The sequence below is a fragment of the Flavobacterium sasangense DSM 21067 genome, assembly GCF_000686885.1.
Lineage (GTDB): Bacteria > Bacteroidota > Bacteroidia > Flavobacteriales > Flavobacteriaceae > Flavobacterium > Flavobacterium sasangense.
This window is the reverse complement of record NZ_JMLU01000009.1, coordinates 79919-98900: the sequence shown is the minus strand read 5'-3', so window position 1 is coordinate 98900 and position 18982 is coordinate 79919. Positions and strand designations below refer to the sequence as shown.

Below are 18982 nucleotides of genomic sequence, written 5' to 3'. Positions count from 1 at the left end.
ACCATATGTCCAAAATCTACACAAGTGTCTTAAATGAGCATAAAAAACCAATAAATAAGTATGAAAAATTATAACTAAATTGCAAAAGATTTTCTGCACGTCAGAAGTATAGCATAGCTATATCAAAGGTATAGATAAAGTATGAAATTGAATAATCAGAGGGTATGCATCTATCCAAAGGACATACAACGTATAACAGGCAAGAGTTATCGTCAAAGTACTAGATTGATGCAAAAGATAAAAAAAGACCTCAATAAGCTCGAAAACGAGTTTCTAACGATTGAAGAGTTCTGTACATATAGTGGCATAAAATATGAACAAGTAACTCACTTGATTTTTGGTTAAAATTGAAAATTACTAAAACAGATTTAATCAAGAAAGCATCACTATAAACTTAAACAACCAGTTCAATTTTTAGTATGATTTAGTAATGAATTAATTTGCAGAAGATTATAAAAAATATTAAATTTACAGTATTAAGATTTAATGATGTTTGTTTCTATATATGAGGAGCAAAATAGAGACCTTTGATTTTTAGAATTATATAATTTATTAAATATGAGCGTATTATGAGGAAAGTTCAAAACCCTCATCGCCCACAAAAAAGCACTTCAAATGAAGTGCTTTTTTTTATATCAAATCTAAAGTTTTTTCTAATGCCATTCCTCTCGATCCTTTTATTAGAAGTAAATTGTTGTTTGGAAGATTCGTCTTTAAAAAAACTGAAAAAGATTCAAATTCTTCGAAGAAACTCATATGTGTATTGTGAATTTGATTTTTGAAGAAATCTTTTCCAATAAAGTAAGTAGTTATCGATGTTTCGTTTTCTAATAATGCAATAATTTTTTTGTGCTCCAAAAGACTCTCTTCACCTAATTCAAACATGTCGCCAAGAATGGCAATTTTGTTCTTTTTTTCTAACTGTATAAAGTTAGCAATTGCAGCAGCCATACTACTTGGATTTGCATTGTAAGCATCTAAAATTATTTCATTTCCATTTTTTTGTATTAATTGAGAGCGGTTGTTTTCTGGAATGTAGTTTTCAATTGCTTCTTTAATTAATTCATCAGAAACTTTGAAATAATTTCCTATTGTAATAGCAGCATTAATATTGTTAGCATTATAAATTCCAATGAGGTGGGATTGTACAGTTTGATTGTTGAATATTATTTTCACCATCGGATTTGCTTCAATAGTTGAAATTTTCACATCTGCAGTTGAATTATTTAAAGAGAAACTAAACCGTTTAATATTGGTTGATTTTTCATTTTGTATCGAATCATCTACATTAACAAAAACCATCTTGTTATTGCCTCTAAGATAATCATACATTTCACTTTTACCCTTAATTACTCCTTCAACTCCGCCAAATCCTTCTAGATGTGCCTTTCCAAAATTTGTTATATAACCATAATCAGGTTGTGCAATTTGACAAAGAAATTCAATTTCTTTTTGATGGTTTGCTCCCATTTCAACAATCCCAATTTCAGTTTCTTTGGTAAATCGTAATAGGGTAAGAGGAACACCTATATGGTTATTTAAATTGCCAATTGTAGCAAGAGTATTGTATTTTTTAGAAAGAACTGCGTGGATTAATTCTTTTGTAGTGGTTTTGCCATTGCTGCCTGTTAAAGCTATGATTGGTAATCCTAAAAAAGTTCTGTGATATTTAGCCAATTCTTGTAAGGCAATTAGCGAATCTTTTACTAGTAAAGTACGATTGTCAATTAGATAAGTTGGATTGTCTATTACCACATATTTTGCTCCTTTTTCTAATGCTTCTTTTGCAAAAGTGTTGGCATCAAAATTATCGCCTTTTAATGCAACGAATAAAGAGTTTTTTTCAATTTTACGCGTATCTGTTGAAACACTTGAACACTCTAAAAATAAAGAATGTAAATTTGCAATTGTGGTCATATAAGTTTTATTAAATTGAAACGAAGATAAAAAAAAGCCCTTTCGTTTGAAAGGGCTTTTTAAAGTATTTTGTATGAAAATTATTTTTTTGGATTTCCTCTAGGAGTCTTTTTGTTTGACTTAGGACCTACTTTAGACATTGCACATCTAAATCCGATGTAGTCTGTAGCCATATCTTGAGGGAAGAATCTTCTAGAAGCAGGGTCTAACCAATAAGCTCTATCTCTCCATGAACCTCCTTTGTAAACTCTAACATTGTCATCAATTAATGTAGTTCTTTTGTTAGATTTATCAAATTTCTTGTCCATTTTACCTAAACTATCTGCTGTAATAGAGTGTTTAGGAGCTTCGTACATTCTGAATTTTTCTTCGCTTCCGCCTTCACTTCCTTCTTCTGAATCATTAAATTTATAGTAACGAGTAGATTGTCTATCACCATCTCTATAATTTCTGTTGTCAGAAGTTGAGAATTGAGTTCTTAAATAAGTCTCGTTTTCATCAACTGGTACTTGAGCAATTTGACCAGGGAAATTTCTAGCCATAATTCTACCATTACTTAAAGTATCGTAAGTAATATTGTCAGAAGTCACTAATTCAACAACTCCATCTTCACCAATTTTGTTTTTTGTATAAACGTTACCTCTGAAGTAGTTGAAGTCATTTGCTTCGTCATCAACCATTGGTCTGTAAACGTCTTGTACCCATTCAGCTACGTTACCTGCCATATCGTATAATCCGAAATCATTTGGCGCATAACTTTTTACTTTATTAGTAATATCAGCTCCATCATCAGACCATCCAGCAATTCCTCCGTAGTCTCCTTTTCCTTGTTTAAAGTTTGCTAATTGGTCACCTCTGTATTGTCTTTTAGACGAACGAGTATATTGACCACTCCAAGGGTATTTCTTTTGTCCTTTGTAAATATTGTACTCTCTATTTCCTACTAAAGCAGTAGCAGCATATTCCCACTCAGCTTCTGTTGGTAATCTGTATTCAGGTAAAATTAAACCTGAACTTCTTTGAGCATAAACATTTTTAGCCGTGTCAGCTGCAGGTCTTCTTCCTCCACCCATTTCTTTTTTCAAAACAACTTCTTCATTACCACCAAATGTTTTAGATGGAGTATTGATATAAGTTTCAGTACTAAATGAGTTTTCAGCAGTTACATCAGAACCTAATTTGATTTTGTTGTCTTTTTTAAGATAACCTTCACGCTCTAAAATATTTTCATTTACACGATCAGTTCTCCATTTGCTAAATTCAACTGCTTGAATCCAGTTAACTCCAACTACAGGGTAGTCAGCGTATGCAGGGTGTCTTAAGTAGTTATTAGTCATCGTTTCGTTGTATCCTAAACGATTTCTCCATACTAAAGTATCTGGAATTGCTCCGTTGTAGATGTGTTTGTAATTTTCTTCTGTTGGAGGAAATACAGTTTTTACCCAAAATAAGTATTCAGAATACATTTTGTTTGTAACTTCTGTTTCATCCATGAAAAATGATTGTACGTGTTGTTGATTTGGAGAGTTATTCCAATCATGCATAACATCGTCTTGTACTTTACCCATTGTAAAAGTACCACCCTCTACCGAAATCATTCCTGGAGGTGTTTCTTGTTGTTTAAACTTGTCGTTAAACTGAAATCCACCTTTTTTGTCATTGATTTTCCATCCCGTAGCAGTAGAACCACCTTTGGTGCTTCCTTTTTTGCTACAACCCGTAAAACCTAATGCCAGTGCTAATACCACTAACACTTTTAAAGCCATAATTTTCTTAATTTTCATACTTTAGTAGGTAATAAATTTAGTGTCGCAAGATAATAATTATGAATTAAAATGCAACATGTTTTTAAAAATTTGTAAAAAAAAAATAATGTTATGTTAAAATCCTTTCTCTTACAACGTTTTATACTAAGTTTTATTGTAAAAAATTAGAATAAAATAAATAATTTTTTTCTCTTTGTAATATATATGTGTTAATCACGTTTTATAGCTAATGAAAAAGATTCTATTATTTTTGGTTTTATTTTATTTTGCGTTTGCTAATGCTCAGCAATCGGAAAAAGTTACGATTAATTGGAAATCGAATTCAGATTATAATATAGGTGAAACTACTATTAAAGTTCCGCAGTTTGATTTAGAGTTTTATAATTTGGATATTCCTTTGAAGAAAATTCAGTTTAGAAAGATTGTTTCTGTTTCAGCTGCCACAAATTCTTCTAGTCTTGTTATTTCAAATGTGTTATATCAAAATGTACCAGAATCTGAACTTTACGATTTAAATAAATCTTTAATTCCAAATAAAATTCAAGCTTCTTTAGAAGTGGTTCGTGCTCGCGATGATTATAAAGGATTGTTGATTGTAAGTCCTATCATAAAAGAAGGTAGCGTTTATAAAAAAATCCTGTCTTTTTCTTATTCTTATCAAAACAATTTGTCAAACAGAAATCAAAGTTCAAATATTGTCCAATCAATTTCTAATTCCGTTTTGGCTACAGGTAGCTGGTATCGTTTTTATGTTGAGAAATCTGGTATTTATAAAATTTCGAAATCGTTTCTTCAAAGTTTAGGTTTCAATGTAAATGTAGATCCAAGAAATATCAAGATTTACGGAAATGGTGGAAGAATGTTGCCTTTGAATAATTCCTCGTCTTATTCGGATGATTTAGTAGAAAATGCTATACAGTTTTCCGGTGAAGATGACGGTGTTTTTGATAACAATGACTATATTTTATTTTATGCTGAAGGAATAGATACATGGAATACAGAAAGTTTAACTAGTGTGAATTTATTTGCAGAGAAATCGTATTATTATGTTACTTCTTCAGGTGGCGCAGGAAAAAGGATTCAATTAGCCACAGAGCCATCAGGAGCACCAACTTTTAATTTTTCTAAATTTGATGATGTTTTATATTATGAGAAAGACCTAGTAAACGTTGGTAAAGTAGGGAGAAGATGGTTTGGGGAACAATTTAATATTACAAACGAACAAACTTTTGATTTTACAATTCCTAATCTTGATAACATTACTCCTGTTTCTATTTATGTAAATACGGCATCAAAATCTTTTGGAAATTCTTCATTTGCTTGTAAGGTTAATAATCAAGATTTTGGTACCATAAACTTTCCTGCATTAATTGCTTTTAGTGGTGTTGAAGGTTATGAGTCAGCAATCAACAATACTATTTCTTTGTCTTCAAATACTATTAGTCTTAAATTAACTTATAATAATGGTGGCGTTCCTAGTTCGAATGGCTATTTAGATTTTATCAAAATTTCTTCAAAGCGAAATTTGGTTGGTTATGGTAAGCAGTTTTCCTTTTTCAATAATGACGAATTGAGTAATGTTGGAATTGGGCAATATACAATTACATCTGCTAACAATATTCCGCAGGTTTGGGATGTGACTGATTTATCAAATGTGATCAAATACGAAAATACTTCTGGAGCTACTTTTGCTTTCAAAGTAAATCTTGGTAATCAGAAAAAGTATGTAGCGCTAGATTTGTCAGATACTTATACCCCTTTAAAAGAAGGAAATAGTGTGGTTCAAAACCAAAACTTAAAAGGAACAATTTTTAATAATAATCAAGGTAATTTTCAAGATATTGATTATTTAATCATAACACCTCAGATTTTGATTACTCAGGCAGAACGTTTGGCTGATTTTCACAGAAATAATTCTGGATTAAGTGTTCGTGTTGTAACATTAGAAAAAATCTATCAAGAATTTTCATCCGGTAAACAAGATATAGCAGCTATCCGTAATTTAATTAAGTATGTATATTGGAATGCTTCTGCTCCTGATAAAAGAGTCAAGTATGTTAATTTATTTGGAGATGCTTCTTATGATTACAAAAGCAGACTTTTTAGTAACACTAATATAGTTCCTGTTTTTCATGGGTTTAATCCTTTTTCATCTGACATTAATAATATTTCTAATATGTCCTTGTATTCGTCGTTTATGTCTGACGACTTTTTTGGTTTAATGGATGCTGGAGAAGGGCAAATGTTAGGAGGTTTTGATGGTATTGATATTGCAGTTGGTCGTATGTTGGTTTCTAATTTGACTCAGGCAAAAGAAATGGTGGATAAAGTAGTGGAGTATCATGATGAGAAATCTTATGGAAGATGGCGAAACAATTATGTAATTTATTCTGATGATGCTGATAATGATACCGATGCTACACTTCAATTTGGATTAGACAATTTAGCGAATACATTAACTGCCCAAAAGCCTTTTGTAAATGTAAAAAAAATACATACCGATGCATATGTTCAGCAAGTGGCAGCTGGTGGTGAGCGTTATCCTGAGGCTAAAAATGATTTCTTGAATGACTTAGAACAAGGAGCATTGGTGTTTAATTATTTTGGTCACGGAAATGAGGAAGCATTGGCGCGAGAACGTTTGTTTGAAAAATTAGATGCTCAAAATTTGACCAATCGTTACCGATATCCACTTTTTATCACAATAACTTGTGAATTTACACGTTTTGATGATCCAAACCGTTTTACAGGTGGCGAATATATGTATTGGAATAAAAGTGGTGGAGCGATCGCTTTAGTTGCAACAACACGTCAAATAGGAGTTACTACTGGATTTGTAATGAATAATTATTTGAGTGAATATTTATATGCTTTTGGGTCTACGAATTATCCAACAATTTCTGAGGCACTTCGATTGACTAAATTGGCTACTACATCAGATAACAGAAGGGTTGTTTCTTTTATAGGAGATCCAGCTGTTAAATTGGCAATTCCAAGACCGAAAGTGGTTTTGACTAAAGTAAATGATGTTCCAGTGAGTCAGCCACTACCTGTTTTGCAAGCATTGAGTTTGGTTAAAATTTCAGGAGAAGTTTGGGATGAAAATAATGCCGTGATTTCAAATTATAATGGTGATTTAGCGGTTCAGATTTTTGATAAAGATATTAATAGAAGCACCTTAGGTAATAATGGTGTTACCGATGCAAACGGACTTATAATAATGAATTTTGTAACTTTAGGGGAAACTGTTTTTAGAGGAAATGCATCTGTTGTAAATGGTCAGTTTGAATTTAATTTTGTGGTGCCACAAGATATTAGAATTCCAGTTGGGAACGGAAAAATTAGTTTTTATGCTAAGCGTAATTCGCCAAATTTAGAAAACCAAACCGGATTTGATAGAACAATCCAAATTGGTGGTGTTAACGTAAATGCTGGAACAGATACGAATCCTCCAAGAGTTAGACTTCATATGAATGATGAAGGATTTGTTTCGGGAGGAATAACAAATTGTTCGCCAATTTTGCTTGCTTTTCTTGAGGACGAAAATGGAATCAATACCGCTAGTGGAATCGGGCATGATATTGTGGCGATTTTAGATGGTGATGAATCGAATCCGTTTGTTTTAAATGATTATTATGAAACAGAGAATGATGATTATACAAGAGGATTTGTTCGTTTTCCATTCCGAGATTTAACGCCAGGTTTGCATACTATTTTATTCAAAGCTTGGGATGTTTATAATAATTTAGTTACAGCCGAAATTCAGTTTAATGCAGTTTGTTCTGATGAAGGTTTAAAAATAGAACGCGTGTTGAATTATCCAAACCCATTTGTGAGTTACACAGAATTTTGGTTCAATCACAATATGCCTTTTGAACCTTTAGATGTTCAGGTGCAAATTTTAACGGTTTCGGGTAAATTGGTCAAAACTATTAATCAGCAAGTAACTACAGATGGTTTTTTATGTAGAGATATTGTTTGGGATGGAAGAGATGATTTTGGAGATAAAATTGGTAAGGGTGTTTATGTTTACAAACTCACAGTTAGATCAGCTACGACAGGTAAATCTGCAGAAAAATATGAGAAACTTGTAATCCTGTAATAAAATACTATATTTGTCAAATTAATATTAATGAAAAAAATGAAAAAAATTGCTCTATTATTAACCGTTTTGGTGGTTAGTCAATATGCAAAAGCACAAGACCGAGTTATTACAACTGGAGTTCCATTCTTACTTATAGCAGCTGATGCACGTTCTGCAGGTATGGCTGATATGGGTGTAGCTACTTCTGCGGATGCTTTTTCACAACAATACAATCCAGCTAAATATGCTTTTTCGTTAGATAAACAAGGTTTCTCAGTAAGTTATACGCCTTATTTAGCAAGTATTGCAAATGATATTTCGTTGGGTCAATTAACATACTATAATAAAATTAATGAGCGTAGTGCGTTTGCAGGTTCGTTTCGTTATTTTGGTTTAGGTGATATTGAATTGAGAAATTCGTTTGATGATACACCAAGAACAGTTAATCCAAATGAATTGGCAATTGATGGTTCTTACTCATTAAAATTAAGTGAGCGCTTTTCAATGGCAGTTGGAGGAAGATTTATTCGTTCAGCATTAAGAGTTCCAGATTTAAATAACGATGTTTCAGCAGCTACAACTTTTGCAGTAGATATTGCCGCTTATTATCAATCTGAAGAAATAGCCTATGATGATTTTAACGGAAGATGGAGAGGTGGTTTTAATTTGCAAAACTTAGGACCTAAAATTAGCTACGATAAAGATGATTTAAATGATAATTTCTTGCCAGCAAACTTACGTTTAGGTGGAGGTTTTGATTTTATTTTTGATGAATACAACAAAATTGGAGTAACAGCTGAGGTGACAAAATTATTAGTTCCAACTCCTAAGGTTGGGTATAATGGAGCAACTTATAGTGGTGAAGATGTAAATGGTGATGGTGTTGTAGATGTTGATGATTTTAATCAGGCAAGAGAAGAATATAGAACAACTAGTTGGATTAGTGGTATTTTTAAATCTTTTGGTGATGCGCCAGATGGTTTCTCAGAAGAATTAAAAGAATTTACATGGGCTTTAGGAGCTGAATATTGGTACCAAGACTCATTTGCATTACGAATGGGTTATTTTAATGAAAATGAATTAAAAGGAGCAAGAAAGTATTTTACCTTAGGAGCTGGATTTAAATACAACATTGTTAAAATCGATGTGTCGTATTTGTTTTCTACTTCAACAGTTAAAAATCCATTGGAAAACACATTGCGTTTCTCGCTTACATTTAATTTTGGTGATAAATACGATGAACTGTAATTTTTAAAATAAATTAATAAACAATCCAAATTCTTATTTTAGAATTTGGATTTTTTTTCCTAACATATGAAACAAATTTCAATAAACACTACCATTTCGGTACTATCAAAAGACGAATTGTCTCAAGAAGAAACAAGTTTAATGTCTCAAGCATTTGAAGCAAGAAGTAAAGCCTATGCGCCTTATTCTAAATTTACTGTAGGAGCAGCCATTCTTTTAGATAACGGAATCGTAGTTCAAGGTTCGAATCAAGAAAATGCAGCTTATCCTTCAGGTTTGTGTGCTGAGCGCGTTGCTATTTATTATGCAGGAGCTACTTATCCAAATGCAAAAATTGTGAAAATGTTTATCACAGCATCTCCTCAAGATAGGGATTTGGAAGAGCCAATTCCGCCATGTGGAAGCTGTAGACAAGCTATTGCTGAGTACGAATTCAAACAAGATACTCCAATTACAATTTTCTTTATGGGAGCAAAAGGAGATATTTATAAATCAGATTCATTAAAAAATATCCTACCCTTAGTTTTCGACAAGAATCATCTATAACGATTTCGTAACTTTTTTTATCGATTTTGTTATAAAAAATACAAAAATCGTAGAATTTAATTTTTTCAATCAGGTTCTATGTAGTATTTTTGCTGTTCGTAAAATTGGGATTGATAAATAATGTCTTTCACAATTCAATTGTATTAAAAAAACAAACAAAAATGAAACCAATTACAAGAGAAGTTTACCTAAAATGGTATGAAGATATGCTATTTTGGAGAAAGTTTGAAGATAAACTTGCCGCTGTTTATATCCAACAAAAAGTTAGAGGATTTTTGCACCTTTATAATGGTCAAGAAGCAGTTTTAGCTGGAGCTTTACATGCAATGGACTTGTCTAAAGATAAAATGATTACCGCTTACCGTAACCACGTTCAGCCAATTGGAATGGGTGTAGATCCAAGAAAAGTTATGGCAGAATTGTACGGAAAAGTAACAGGTACTTCAAAAGGTATGGGTGGATCGATGCATATTTTCTCAAAAGAACATGGTTTTTATGGAGGACATGGTATCGTTGGAGCGCAAATTCCAGTAGGAGCAGGTATTGCTTTTGCAGATAAATATTTTGAAACTGGAGGTGTTACCTTAACTTATTTTGGTGATGGTGCCGCACGTCAAGGTTCTTTACATGAAGCTTTTAATATGGCAATGAACTGGAAATTACCAGTAGTATTCATCGTTGAAAACAACGGTTATGCTATGGGAACTTCTGTAGAAAGAACGGCTAATCATACTGATATTTGGAAACTAGGTTTAGGCTACGAAATGCCTTGTGGACCAGTTGACGGAATGAACCCAGTAAAAGTAGCTGAAGCAATGCACGAAGCTATGGAAAGAGCACGTCGTGGAGACGGACCAACTTTCTTAGAAATGAAAACATACCGTTACAGAGGACACTCAATGTCTGATGCACAATTATATAGAACGAAAGAAGAAGTGGAAGAATACAAAAAAATCGATCCAATTATTCAAGTTTTAGATGTAATCAAAGAAAATAACTACGCAACAGAAGCTGAAATCGAAGTAATCGATCAAAGAGTAGCTGATTTAGTGGCTGAATGTGAGAAATTCGCTGAAGAATCTCCATTCCCTGAAGCACAACAGTTATATGATGTAGTATACGAACAAGAAAATTATCCTTTCATTCCACATAAATTATAAGAACTATGGCACAAATTATAACAATGCCCCGTTTGAGTGATACGATGACCGAAGGAGTTGTAGCAACTTGGTTAAAAAAAGTGGGTGATACAATCAAAACAGGTGATATTTTAGCCGAAATTGAAACGGATAAAGCTACAATGGAATTCGAATCTTTCCACGATGGTGTTTTATTACACATCGGAATTCAAGAAGGACAATCTGCTCCAGTAGATTCTTTGTTAGCTATCATTGGTTCAGCTGGTGAAGATATTTCTGCTTTATTGAATGGTGAAACGGCAACTGAAACTAAAGAAGAAAAAGTAGTTGAAGAAGCAAAACCTACTTCAGCAGCAGTTGAAATTCCAGCTGGAGTAAAAGTAGTAACTATGCCTCGTTTGTCAGACACTATGACAACAGGAACAGTTGCAACTTGGTTAAAGAAAGTTGGAGATACTGTAAAAGAAGGTGATATTTTAGCTGAAATCGAAACAGATAAAGCTACAATGGAATTCGAATCTTTCAATGCAGGAACTTTATTGTATATCGGAGTGCAAGAAGGTGATTCTGCTCCAGTAGATACAATTTTAGCTATTTTAGGTCCAGCAGGAACTGATGTTTCAGGAATTGCAGCTAACTACAAAGTAGGTGCAGTTGTTGAAGCTCCAAAAAATGAAGAAGTAAAAGCAGTTGCTCAAGAAGTAGTAGTTGTAGAACAATCTACTTCAGGAAGAGTTTTTGCTTCACCATTAGCTAAGAAAATTGCGCAAGATAAAGGAATCAACTTGTCTCAAGTAAAAGGTTCAGGTGAGAATGGAAGAATTGTAAAATCGGATGTGGAGAATTTCTCACCATCAGCAGTTGTAACTCCATCTCAAGCGGTTACAGAAGCTACAAATGCAGTTGCAGCAGTTAAACCATTTGTTCCAGCAGGAGAAGTATTCCAAGAAGAAATCAAAAATTCGCAAATGCGTAAAACCATTGCGAGACGATTGTCAGAATCTAAATTTACGGCACCGCATTATTATTTAACTATTGAGTTAGATATGGACAATGCAATTGCTTCAAGAAATATGATTAATGGATTACCAGATACGAAAGTTTCTTTCAATGATATGGTAATCAAAGCAAGTGCGATGGCATTGAAAAAACATCCACAAGTAAATTCACAATGGAGAGAAGATGCAATGGTTATCAATCACCATGTGAATATTGGTGTTGCTGTTGCAGTTGAAGATGGTTTAATGGTTCCAGTATTGAAATTTACAGATCAAATGAGTTTAACTCAAATTGGTACAAATGTGAAAGACTTAGCTGGAAAAGCAAAATCTAAAAAAATTCAACCAGCAGAGATGGAAGGAAGTACATTTACTATTTCTAACTTAGGAATGTTTGGAATTCAATCATTTACTTCGATTATCAATCAACCAAATTCTGCTATTTTGTCTGTTGGTGCAATTATTGAAAAACCAGTAGTTAAAAATGGACAAATCGTTGTTGGAAACACAATGACAGTTACTTTAGCTTGCGATCACAGAACAGTGGACGGAGCAACAGGAGCTCAATTCTTACAAACGTTCAAAGCGTTTATGGAAAATCCAGTAACGATGTTAGCTTAATAAGTGTTAAATTTATCATACAAAATCCCGATTTACTCGGGATTTTTTTATTTTTACTTAAAACTATAAACTATGAAAAAAATCATATTCCTAATTTCTTTTGTTGGATTGTCATTGCATGCACAAACCAATGTTACTTCGAAAAACATTTCTAATTTTAATTACCAAGTTGAAGAAGGAAATGTAATCAAAACTTTGTCTTATTTAACTTCGGATGAACTAGAAGGAAGAGATTCAGGTAGTGAGGGTATTGAATTGGCAACTGTATATTTAGAAAATCTTTTAAAAGAGAACGGAATTAAGCCTTATTTTAAAACGTATCGCGATACACTTTCTAATTTTGATAAAACTTCTTACAACGTAGTTGGTTATATCGAAGGGAACGATAAAGAGTTAAAAAATGAATTTGTAATCATTGGTGCACATTATGACCATATTGGAAAAATTGCAGCTGTAAATGGCGATGATATTGGAAACGGAGCAAATGACAATGCTTCTGGAACTACTGCAGTAACCGAAGTAGCAAAATATTTCGCAAAATTTAAAAACAATAAAAGAAGTATTCTTTTTGTATTTTTTTCGGCTGAAGAAAAAGGACTTTTAGGATCAAAACATTTGGCTGCTAAATTGAAAGAACAAAAAATGGATTTGTATTTCATGTTTAATTTTGAAATGATTGGAGTGCCAATGAAAGACAAAGGAATGGATTTCTATTTAACTGGTTTTGGTAAATCCAATATGGCATCTTTAATAAACGAGTATGCAGGTGAGAAATTAGTAGGATATTTGCCAATAGAAACCAAATATATGTTGTTCAGAGCTTCTGATAATTATCCGTTTTTCACCGAATTTAACGTGCCGGCTCAAACGGTTTCCACTTTCGATTTTGAAAATTTTCAATTCTATCACCAACCTGATGACGAGTTTGAAATGATGGATACCAAACACATGACGACCGTGATTACAAAGACAATTCCAGTTTTAGAAAAAATGATAAATGCCCCAAAAAAAGAAATCAAATTAAATGAAAAATAAAAACATCATCATCACTGGAACTTCTCGTGGAATAGGTTACGAATTAGCCTTGCAATTTGCAAGTGCTGGACACAATGTGTTAGCAATTTCACGTAAGACACCAAAAGAGTTAATGGAAAATCCAAACATAACCTGTTTGTCAATTGATATTTCAAATCCAGAAGAATTGCTTCAGGTAGAAAGTTTTATCAATAGAACTTGGAAAAAAGTAGATGTTTTAATTCATAATGCAGGAAGTTTATTGCATAAAAAGTTCACGCAAATTACTTCAGAAGAATTCCAAAACATATATAAAGTCAATGTTTTTGCTGTTGCCGAATTAACAAAAATCTGTATTCCATTCATGGAAAAAGGAAGTCATGTGGTTACTATAAGTTCAATGGGTGGCATTCAAGGAAGTATGAAATTCGCTGGTTTAGCAGCTTATTCATCAAGCAAAGGTGCAGTAATTACTTTGTCAGAATTATTAGCAGAAGAATATAAAGAACAGGGAATCGCTTTCAATGTTTTAGCACTTGGAGCTGTAAATACCGAAATGTTACAAGAAGCTTTTCCAGGTTACGAAGCGCCACTTTCAGCAAAAGAAATGGCAGATTATATTTTTAATTTTGCCTTAACTGGAAATAAGTATTATAACGGAAAAGTATTGCAAGTTTCATCTTCAACACCTTAAAATTGAGTGACGTATTAAAAAAATACCTTCCTGAACACGCGGTTCATCCTTGTTTTGAGTTAATCAAAGCGAATCATGTGCATCTAAAAATCGTTAATGAGCGTCAAACCCGCCATGGCGATTATCGAAAAGATGCGCAAGGCTATCATTTGATTACTGTGAATGCTAGTTTGAATAAATACCGATTTTTAATAACTCTAATTCACGAAATTGCACATTTAGTAGCTTTCGAAAAATATGGTCGAAACATAAAACCGCATGGTGATGAATGGAAACTCACTTTCCAAAGAATGATGGTGCCGTTTATTCGTCCTGAAATATTCCCAAATCAATTGTTGCCATTACTCGCTAAACATTTTAGAAATCCGAAAGCAAGTAGTGATACCGATGCAAAATTAGCCATCGCTTTAAAGCAATTTGACCAAAAAGAAACCGATAAAAATTATATCTTTGAAATTCCAATGGGAAGTCATTTTAGAATTCACAATGGAAAAATTTTCAAGAAAATAGCATTGCGAGTAAAACGATACGAATGTCAGGAAATAAGTTCTGGACGCTTATATTTGTTTCAACCCAATGCTGAAGTCGAATTGTTGCCGAATAAGTTCTAGCAACAAAAAATATACAAAATGAATAAAAATTATTATGCAATCATAATGGCTGGAGGAGTTGGTTCTCGTTTTTGGCCAGTAAGTACAACGGAGTTTCCAAAGCAATTTCACGATATGTTAGGAACAGGTGAAACTTTGATTCAAAAGACCTTTACTCGTTTGTCTCAAATTATACCAAAAGAAAATATTTTGATTCTTACAAATGAATTGTATAACGATATCGTTTTGGAACAATTGCCTATGATTCAACAAGAGCAAATCGTTTTAGAACCTGCTATGCGTAATACGGCGCCTTGTATTTTATATGCTTCTTTAAAAATTAAAAAGCAAAATCCAGATGCAGTTATGGTAGTGGCGCCTTCTGATCATTGGATTGAAGATGAGGTGCAGTTTTGTTCTAATCTTCAATATGCTTTTGATTTTTGTGAGCGCGATGAAAACTTAATGACCTTGGGTATTTTACCAACATTTGCCAATACAGGTTACGGTTATATCGAGTTTGATAAATTAGATTCTCGTCCAATTAAAAAGGTGAAGCAGTTTAGAGAAAAACCAGATTACGCAACCGCAAGAAAGTTTATCCAAAGTAGAAATTATCTTTGGAATGCTGGAATTTTTGTTTGGAGTGCTAAAACCGTTTTAAAAGCTTATGAAGAGTTTCAACCAGTGATGTATGATCATTTTATGAATGGTTATGAGACTTTAAATACCCCAAATGAAGAAGCTTTTATAAGAGATAATTATCCTTTAGCACAAAATATTTCAGTGGATTATGCTATTTTAGAAAAAGCGCAAAATGTTTACGTTTTACCAGCAACTTTCGATTGGAATGATTTAGGAACTTGGGGTTCATTATACGATAAATTACCAAAAGACGAACAAGAAAATGCCGTAGTAAACGCTTCCGTTTATCTTGAAAATGCAACGAATAACATCATCAGAACTGAAGGAAAAAAACTTGTAGTTATTGACGGCTTAACAGATTATATTATCGTAGATAAAGACGACGTTTTGTTGATTTATCCAAAGAATAAAGAGCAAGATATCAAGCAAATAGTATCTAAAATTCAATAGCACTATTTCACATCATCTTCCAAATACATTTTTCGAACACGTTTGAATAATTCTGAAGAGTATACAAAATCGGTAACAGCTTCGTTATCGGTTTTGAATATTTCTTTGTTAGAACCTTCCCATTCTAATAAACCATTTTTTAAGAACACAATTTTTTCGCCAATTTCCATTACCGAGTTCATATCGTGCGTGTTAATCACGGTTGTAATGTTGTATTCTTGCGTAATTTCCTGAATCAAATTATCAATTACAATCGCAGTTTTTGGGTCTAATCCCGAATTTGGTTCATCGCAAAACAAATATTTCGGATTATTTACAATAGCTCTAGCAATCGCCACACGTTTTTGCATTCCACCCGAAATTTCAGAAGGGCGCTTTTGATGCGCGTTTACTAAGTGAACTCTGTCAATTACAAAATCAACGCGTTCTTTAATTTCTTTTGCCGATTTGTTAGTAAACATTTTTAAGGGAAACCCAACATTTTCCTCCACCGTCATACTATCAAAAAGGGCACTTCCTTGAAATACCATTCCAATTTCGGTTCTTAGCTCACGTCTTTCATCATTAGAAAGTTCAGAATATATTCTGCCGTCAAAAGAAATGGTACCACTATCTGGCGTATGAATTCCTAATAATGATTTTAAGAAAACGGTCTTTCCAGAACCACTTTGTCCAATGATTAGATTAGTCATTCCAGCTTCAAAACGAGTAGAAACTCCTTTTAAAACGGTTTGTTCACCAAACTTTTTTACGATATTTTTTACTTCAATCATTAGCTTAAAAGAAGTTGGGTTAATATAAAGTTCACTAAAATGATAACTACCGATGTCCAAACGAAAGAAACTGTACTTGCTTTACCAACTTCCAAAGCACCACCTTTCATGTAATACCCATGGAAAGAAGGAATCGTTGCTAAAATAAAAGCAAATACAAAAGTTTTAATGAAAGCATAGGCAATATGAAATGGTATAAACTCCGCTTGAAGTCCGGTTGTGAATTCGAAACTGGTAGTAAATCCTCCATAAACAGCTGCCATCCAACCTCCAAAAACGCCTAAAAACATACTTAATCCAATTACGAAAGGATATAAAAGTAAAGCAATTATTTTTGGAAAAACTAAGTAATTCAGAGAGTTAACTCCCATAACTTCTAATGCGTCAATTTGTTCGGTTACACGCATCGTTCCTATACTTGATGTAATGAATGAACCCATTTTACCCGCCATAATAATGGAAATAAAAGTAGGAGCAAATTCTAAAACGACCGATTGACGTGTTGCAAATCCAATCAAATATTTTGGGATTAACGGATTGGTTAAGTTTAATGCTGTTTGAATAGCTACAACACCACCTACGAAAAATGATATAAAAGAAACAATTCCAAGCGAATCGATAATTAAATCATCAATTTCTTTGAAAATTAATTGCTTCATGGCAGACCATTTAGTGGGCTTGTTGAAAATTTCTTTCAACATGATGAAGTATTTTCCTATTTGCGATAAGTAGCGAATGAGCATCATTTTGATAGTGTTCTGTATTCAGTTTCTAGTAAGCAGTAAAAATACAATTTTACAATCAATTTTTGTATTTCTTTTGATGTAACTTTTATCTTAAGTATTCTAAGGCTTTTTCAAGAATTTCATCTCTACCTTCTTGAATGCCTTTAATTGTCTGATTAACTTCAATGTCAATTTTAACTCCTTTTCTTTGAGTAATAGTTTCATCCGGATAGTAAATTCCTGTCCCTGAGAAAAACGATTTGTAACCACCAATAAATTCCGTAAAACTTAAATTTCCATCAGCACCAGCAGTTTGGCTTCCTATAGTTATTACATTATTTGCAGTTTGCAGACACATTACAGAAAATTCTGCCCTACTTTGCGTTTCTTCGTTCACTAACAAAACAACTTTCCCTTTATAATAATCCTTATTGTTTTTTCCAGTTACTTCATTTTGTTTCCAAATAAATTTTCCAGGATATTTTAAATCAGGAATAATTATTTTTACGAAGTCTTTCTTTTCAGAATTTAAATAGTTAGTAATTAAATATGGAATGAATTTAGGATAATTTCTAATGTCGATAATAATAGCTTTAGTATTTTCAAAAGTTTTCATCATTTGGTCTACATCTTTCATTTCTAGAGTTGACATATCTATATATCCGATATTTTTTTCAATTATTTTGTACTTTTCCTTCTTAAAATTCGCTTTAAAAATTAAATCAAACGGATATCGATAAATTGTTTTGTTATACTTAATACCATTTCGTTCTATATCAAGAATTAAACTATCAGTATTACCATTTGCAATTGTATAGTACGTGTCTCTTGTTTTGCTTTTCGGATTTGAGCCATGCATGTATTTTAATTTTTCCTCAATAATGTCTTTAATAGACTTATTATTAACTTTTTCAACAATATCACCTATTTGTAATTCATTAACTTTTGATAAGGAATCATTGTAAAAACCTGTAACAACAGCTTTATTGTCGATAATTTTTAATTTTGCAGGTATGAATTTTGATCCAAAAAAATCTATTGTAAATTTAGTTTTAAAAAGTCCATGACCATCATCTAGCTTAACGACTGTTTCCAACATAGCTAAGTGATACTCCATTTCTGATTTTGAATCAATGAATCTTGGTATCATTTCTAATAAGACTTCATCCCAGTTTAGGTCTGTTAAATATTTATAAGGATAAAAATACTCAATAGTGTTCCAATACTTAAACAAGCTTAGTAATCTAAAATTTCTACTTGGATACTCAAAATCTTTGTATTCTGGCTCATTTTCAACTACAATATTACCATTGCTAGCGGTAGATATGTAGTAGCTTTTTCCTTGAAACCTATTATTCTCTATATACTTTAATTTTTTTGTTAGTTCATCAGAAAATACATTCCGGTCTTGGGTCCAAGAAAGATTAAAATTTTTATCAAATGAATCTTTTGAATTAATGGTTTTACAAGTTTTACATTCTTTAATATTTCCTAAACTATCAATCCAATCAATATAGATTTTGGATATTTCTTGAGTATTTTTAGCATTTTCAATTTTAGGTAAAATGGTTAATAAATGCTCATCCCAGTTAAAACTTCCTTTAGCTACATTTGGATGATAATATTTGAGAAATCCCCATACTTTACATAGATTATAAAAGTTTTTTATTTCATTTTCATTTGGTTTTGAGTTCTCAATATTCTGCCCTTTTACCAAATAGGAATTATTAAATACAAAAAGTAACAGTAAGATATGTGTTAATTTCATTTGT

Annotated in this window: 14 protein-coding genes; 9 read left to right on the top strand and 5 right to left on the bottom strand. The window is 32.4% G+C overall.

Annotation, left to right across the window (positions count from 1 at the left end; genetic code table 11):
• Positions 1–630 precede the first annotated feature (630 nt).
• Together BP92_RS0108645 and gldJ are read right to left on the bottom strand one after the other, a co-directional pair.
• Positions 631–1917: a UDP-N-acetylmuramoyl-tripeptide--D-alanyl-D-alanine ligase gene (locus BP92_RS0108645; protein ID WP_026725699.1), complete on the bottom strand. Its 1287-nt coding sequence runs from the start codon at positions 1915–1917 to the stop codon at positions 631–633.
• 80 nt (positions 1918–1997) lie between these two features.
• Positions 1998–3701, bottom strand: a complete 1704-nt coding sequence (gene gldJ / locus BP92_RS0108640; RefSeq protein WP_026725698.1) for a gliding motility lipoprotein GldJ — start codon at positions 3699–3701, stop codon at positions 1998–2000.
• 211 nt (positions 3702–3912) lie between these two features.
• Between gldJ and porU the strand changes: the two genes are divergently transcribed.
• The 9 genes from porU to BP92_RS0108595 all read left to right on the top strand — a co-directional run bounded on the left by porU (position 3913) and on the right by BP92_RS0108595 (position 15712).
• Positions 3913–7785 (top strand): type IX secretion system sortase PorU, encoded by a 3873-nt coding sequence (gene porU / locus BP92_RS0108635; protein WP_026725697.1) that lies wholly within the window; start codon positions 3913–3915, stop codon positions 7783–7785.
• 39 nt (positions 7786–7824) lie between these two features.
• Positions 7825–9015, top strand: coding sequence for a type IX secretion system outer membrane channel protein PorV (porV, locus tag BP92_RS0108630; RefSeq protein WP_026725696.1), 1191 nt, complete (start codon positions 7825–7827; stop codon positions 9013–9015).
• Positions 9016–9081: 66 nt separating this feature from the next.
• The gene (locus tag BP92_RS0108625; protein ID WP_026725695.1) at positions 9082–9561 is read left to right on the top strand and encodes a cytidine deaminase; all 480 of its coding nucleotides are present in this window, start codon (positions 9082–9084) and stop codon (positions 9559–9561) included.
• 161 nt (positions 9562–9722) lie between these two features.
• The gene (gene pdhA / locus BP92_RS0108620; RefSeq protein WP_026725694.1) at positions 9723–10721 is read left to right on the top strand and encodes a pyruvate dehydrogenase (acetyl-transferring) E1 component subunit alpha; all 999 of its coding nucleotides are present in this window, start codon (positions 9723–9725) and stop codon (positions 10719–10721) included.
• A gap of 5 nt (positions 10722–10726) precedes the next feature.
• Entirely contained in the window at positions 10727–12319 is a 1593-nt protein-coding gene (locus BP92_RS0108615; RefSeq protein WP_026725693.1) for a 2-oxo acid dehydrogenase subunit E2, read from the top strand.
• A gap of 72 nt (positions 12320–12391) precedes the next feature.
• Positions 12392–13354 carry a M28 family metallopeptidase gene (locus BP92_RS0108610; RefSeq protein WP_026725692.1) on the top strand — a complete coding sequence of 321 codons (963 nt, stop codon included), beginning with the start codon at positions 12392–12394 and terminating at the stop codon, positions 13352–13354.
• Positions 13344–14027, top strand: a complete 684-nt coding sequence (locus BP92_RS0108605) for an SDR family NAD(P)-dependent oxidoreductase (protein WP_026725691.1) — start codon at positions 13344–13346, stop codon at positions 14025–14027. Before BP92_RS0108610 ends, BP92_RS0108605 begins: the two co-directional genes overlap by 11 nt.
• A gap of 2 nt (positions 14028–14029) precedes the next feature.
• Positions 14030–14638: a SprT-like domain-containing protein gene (locus tag BP92_RS0108600; RefSeq protein ID WP_026725690.1), complete on the top strand. Its 609-nt coding sequence runs from the start codon at positions 14030–14032 to the stop codon at positions 14636–14638.
• A gap of 18 nt (positions 14639–14656) precedes the next feature.
• Positions 14657–15712, top strand: a complete 1056-nt coding sequence (locus BP92_RS0108595) for a mannose-1-phosphate guanylyltransferase (protein ID WP_026725689.1) — start codon at positions 14657–14659, stop codon at positions 15710–15712.
• A 2-nt stretch (positions 15713–15714) separates the two neighbouring features.
• Here the strand turns inward: BP92_RS0108595 and BP92_RS0108590 are convergent, their stop codons facing one another.
• From BP92_RS0108590 to BP92_RS16035, 3 genes are all read right to left on the bottom strand, one after another.
• Positions 15715–16485 carry an ABC transporter ATP-binding protein gene (locus tag BP92_RS0108590; RefSeq protein WP_026725688.1) on the bottom strand — a complete coding sequence of 257 codons (771 nt, stop codon included), beginning with the start codon at positions 16483–16485 and terminating at the stop codon, positions 15715–15717.
• A complete protein-coding gene (locus tag BP92_RS0108585) occupies positions 16485–17231 on the bottom strand; it encodes an MlaE family ABC transporter permease (protein ID WP_026725687.1) in 747 nt (248 codons plus the stop codon). The genes BP92_RS0108590 and BP92_RS0108585 overlap by 1 nt, the downstream gene beginning before the upstream one ends.
• 85 nt (positions 17232–17316) lie before the next feature.
• Complete coding sequence (locus BP92_RS16035) at positions 17317–18978, bottom strand: S41 family peptidase (RefSeq protein ID WP_084329699.1); 1662 nt, start codon at positions 18976–18978, stop codon at positions 17317–17319.
• Between the last annotated feature and the right edge of the window lie 4 nt (positions 18979–18982).

Coding starts and splice junctions, on each gene's coding strand:
- BP92_RS0108595 (WP_026725689.1), top strand. CDS start 14,657: ATGAATAAAAATTATTATGCAATCATAATGGCTGGAGGAGTTGGTTCT.
- porU (WP_026725697.1), top strand. CDS start 3,913: ATGAAAAAGATTCTATTATTTTTGGTTTTATTTTATTTTGCGTTTGCT.
- porV (WP_026725696.1), top strand. CDS start 7,825: ATGAAAAAAATTGCTCTATTATTAACCGTTTTGGTGGTTAGTCAATAT.
- BP92_RS0108645 (WP_026725699.1), bottom strand. CDS start 1,917: ATGACCACAATTGCAAATTTACATTCTTTATTTTTAGAGTGTTCAAGT.
- BP92_RS0108590 (WP_026725688.1), bottom strand. CDS start 16,485: ATGATTGAAGTAAAAAATATCGTAAAAAAGTTTGGTGAACAAACCGTT.
- BP92_RS0108585 (WP_026725687.1), bottom strand. CDS start 17,231: ATGATGCTCATTCGCTACTTATCGCAAATAGGAAAATACTTCATCATG.
- BP92_RS0108625 (WP_026725695.1), top strand. CDS start 9,082: ATGAAACAAATTTCAATAAACACTACCATTTCGGTACTATCAAAAGAC.
- gldJ (WP_026725698.1), bottom strand. CDS start 3,701: ATGAAAATTAAGAAAATTATGGCTTTAAAAGTGTTAGTGGTATTAGCA.
- BP92_RS0108610 (WP_026725692.1), top strand. CDS start 12,392: ATGAAAAAAATCATATTCCTAATTTCTTTTGTTGGATTGTCATTGCAT.
- BP92_RS16035 (WP_084329699.1), bottom strand. CDS start 18,978: ATGAAATTAACACATATCTTACTGTTACTTTTTGTATTTAATAATTCC.
- pdhA (WP_026725694.1), top strand. CDS start 9,723: ATGAAACCAATTACAAGAGAAGTTTACCTAAAATGGTATGAAGATATG.
- BP92_RS0108615 (WP_026725693.1), top strand. CDS start 10,727: ATGGCACAAATTATAACAATGCCCCGTTTGAGTGATACGATGACCGAA.
- BP92_RS0108605 (WP_026725691.1), top strand. CDS start 13,344: ATGAAAAATAAAAACATCATCATCACTGGAACTTCTCGTGGAATAGGT.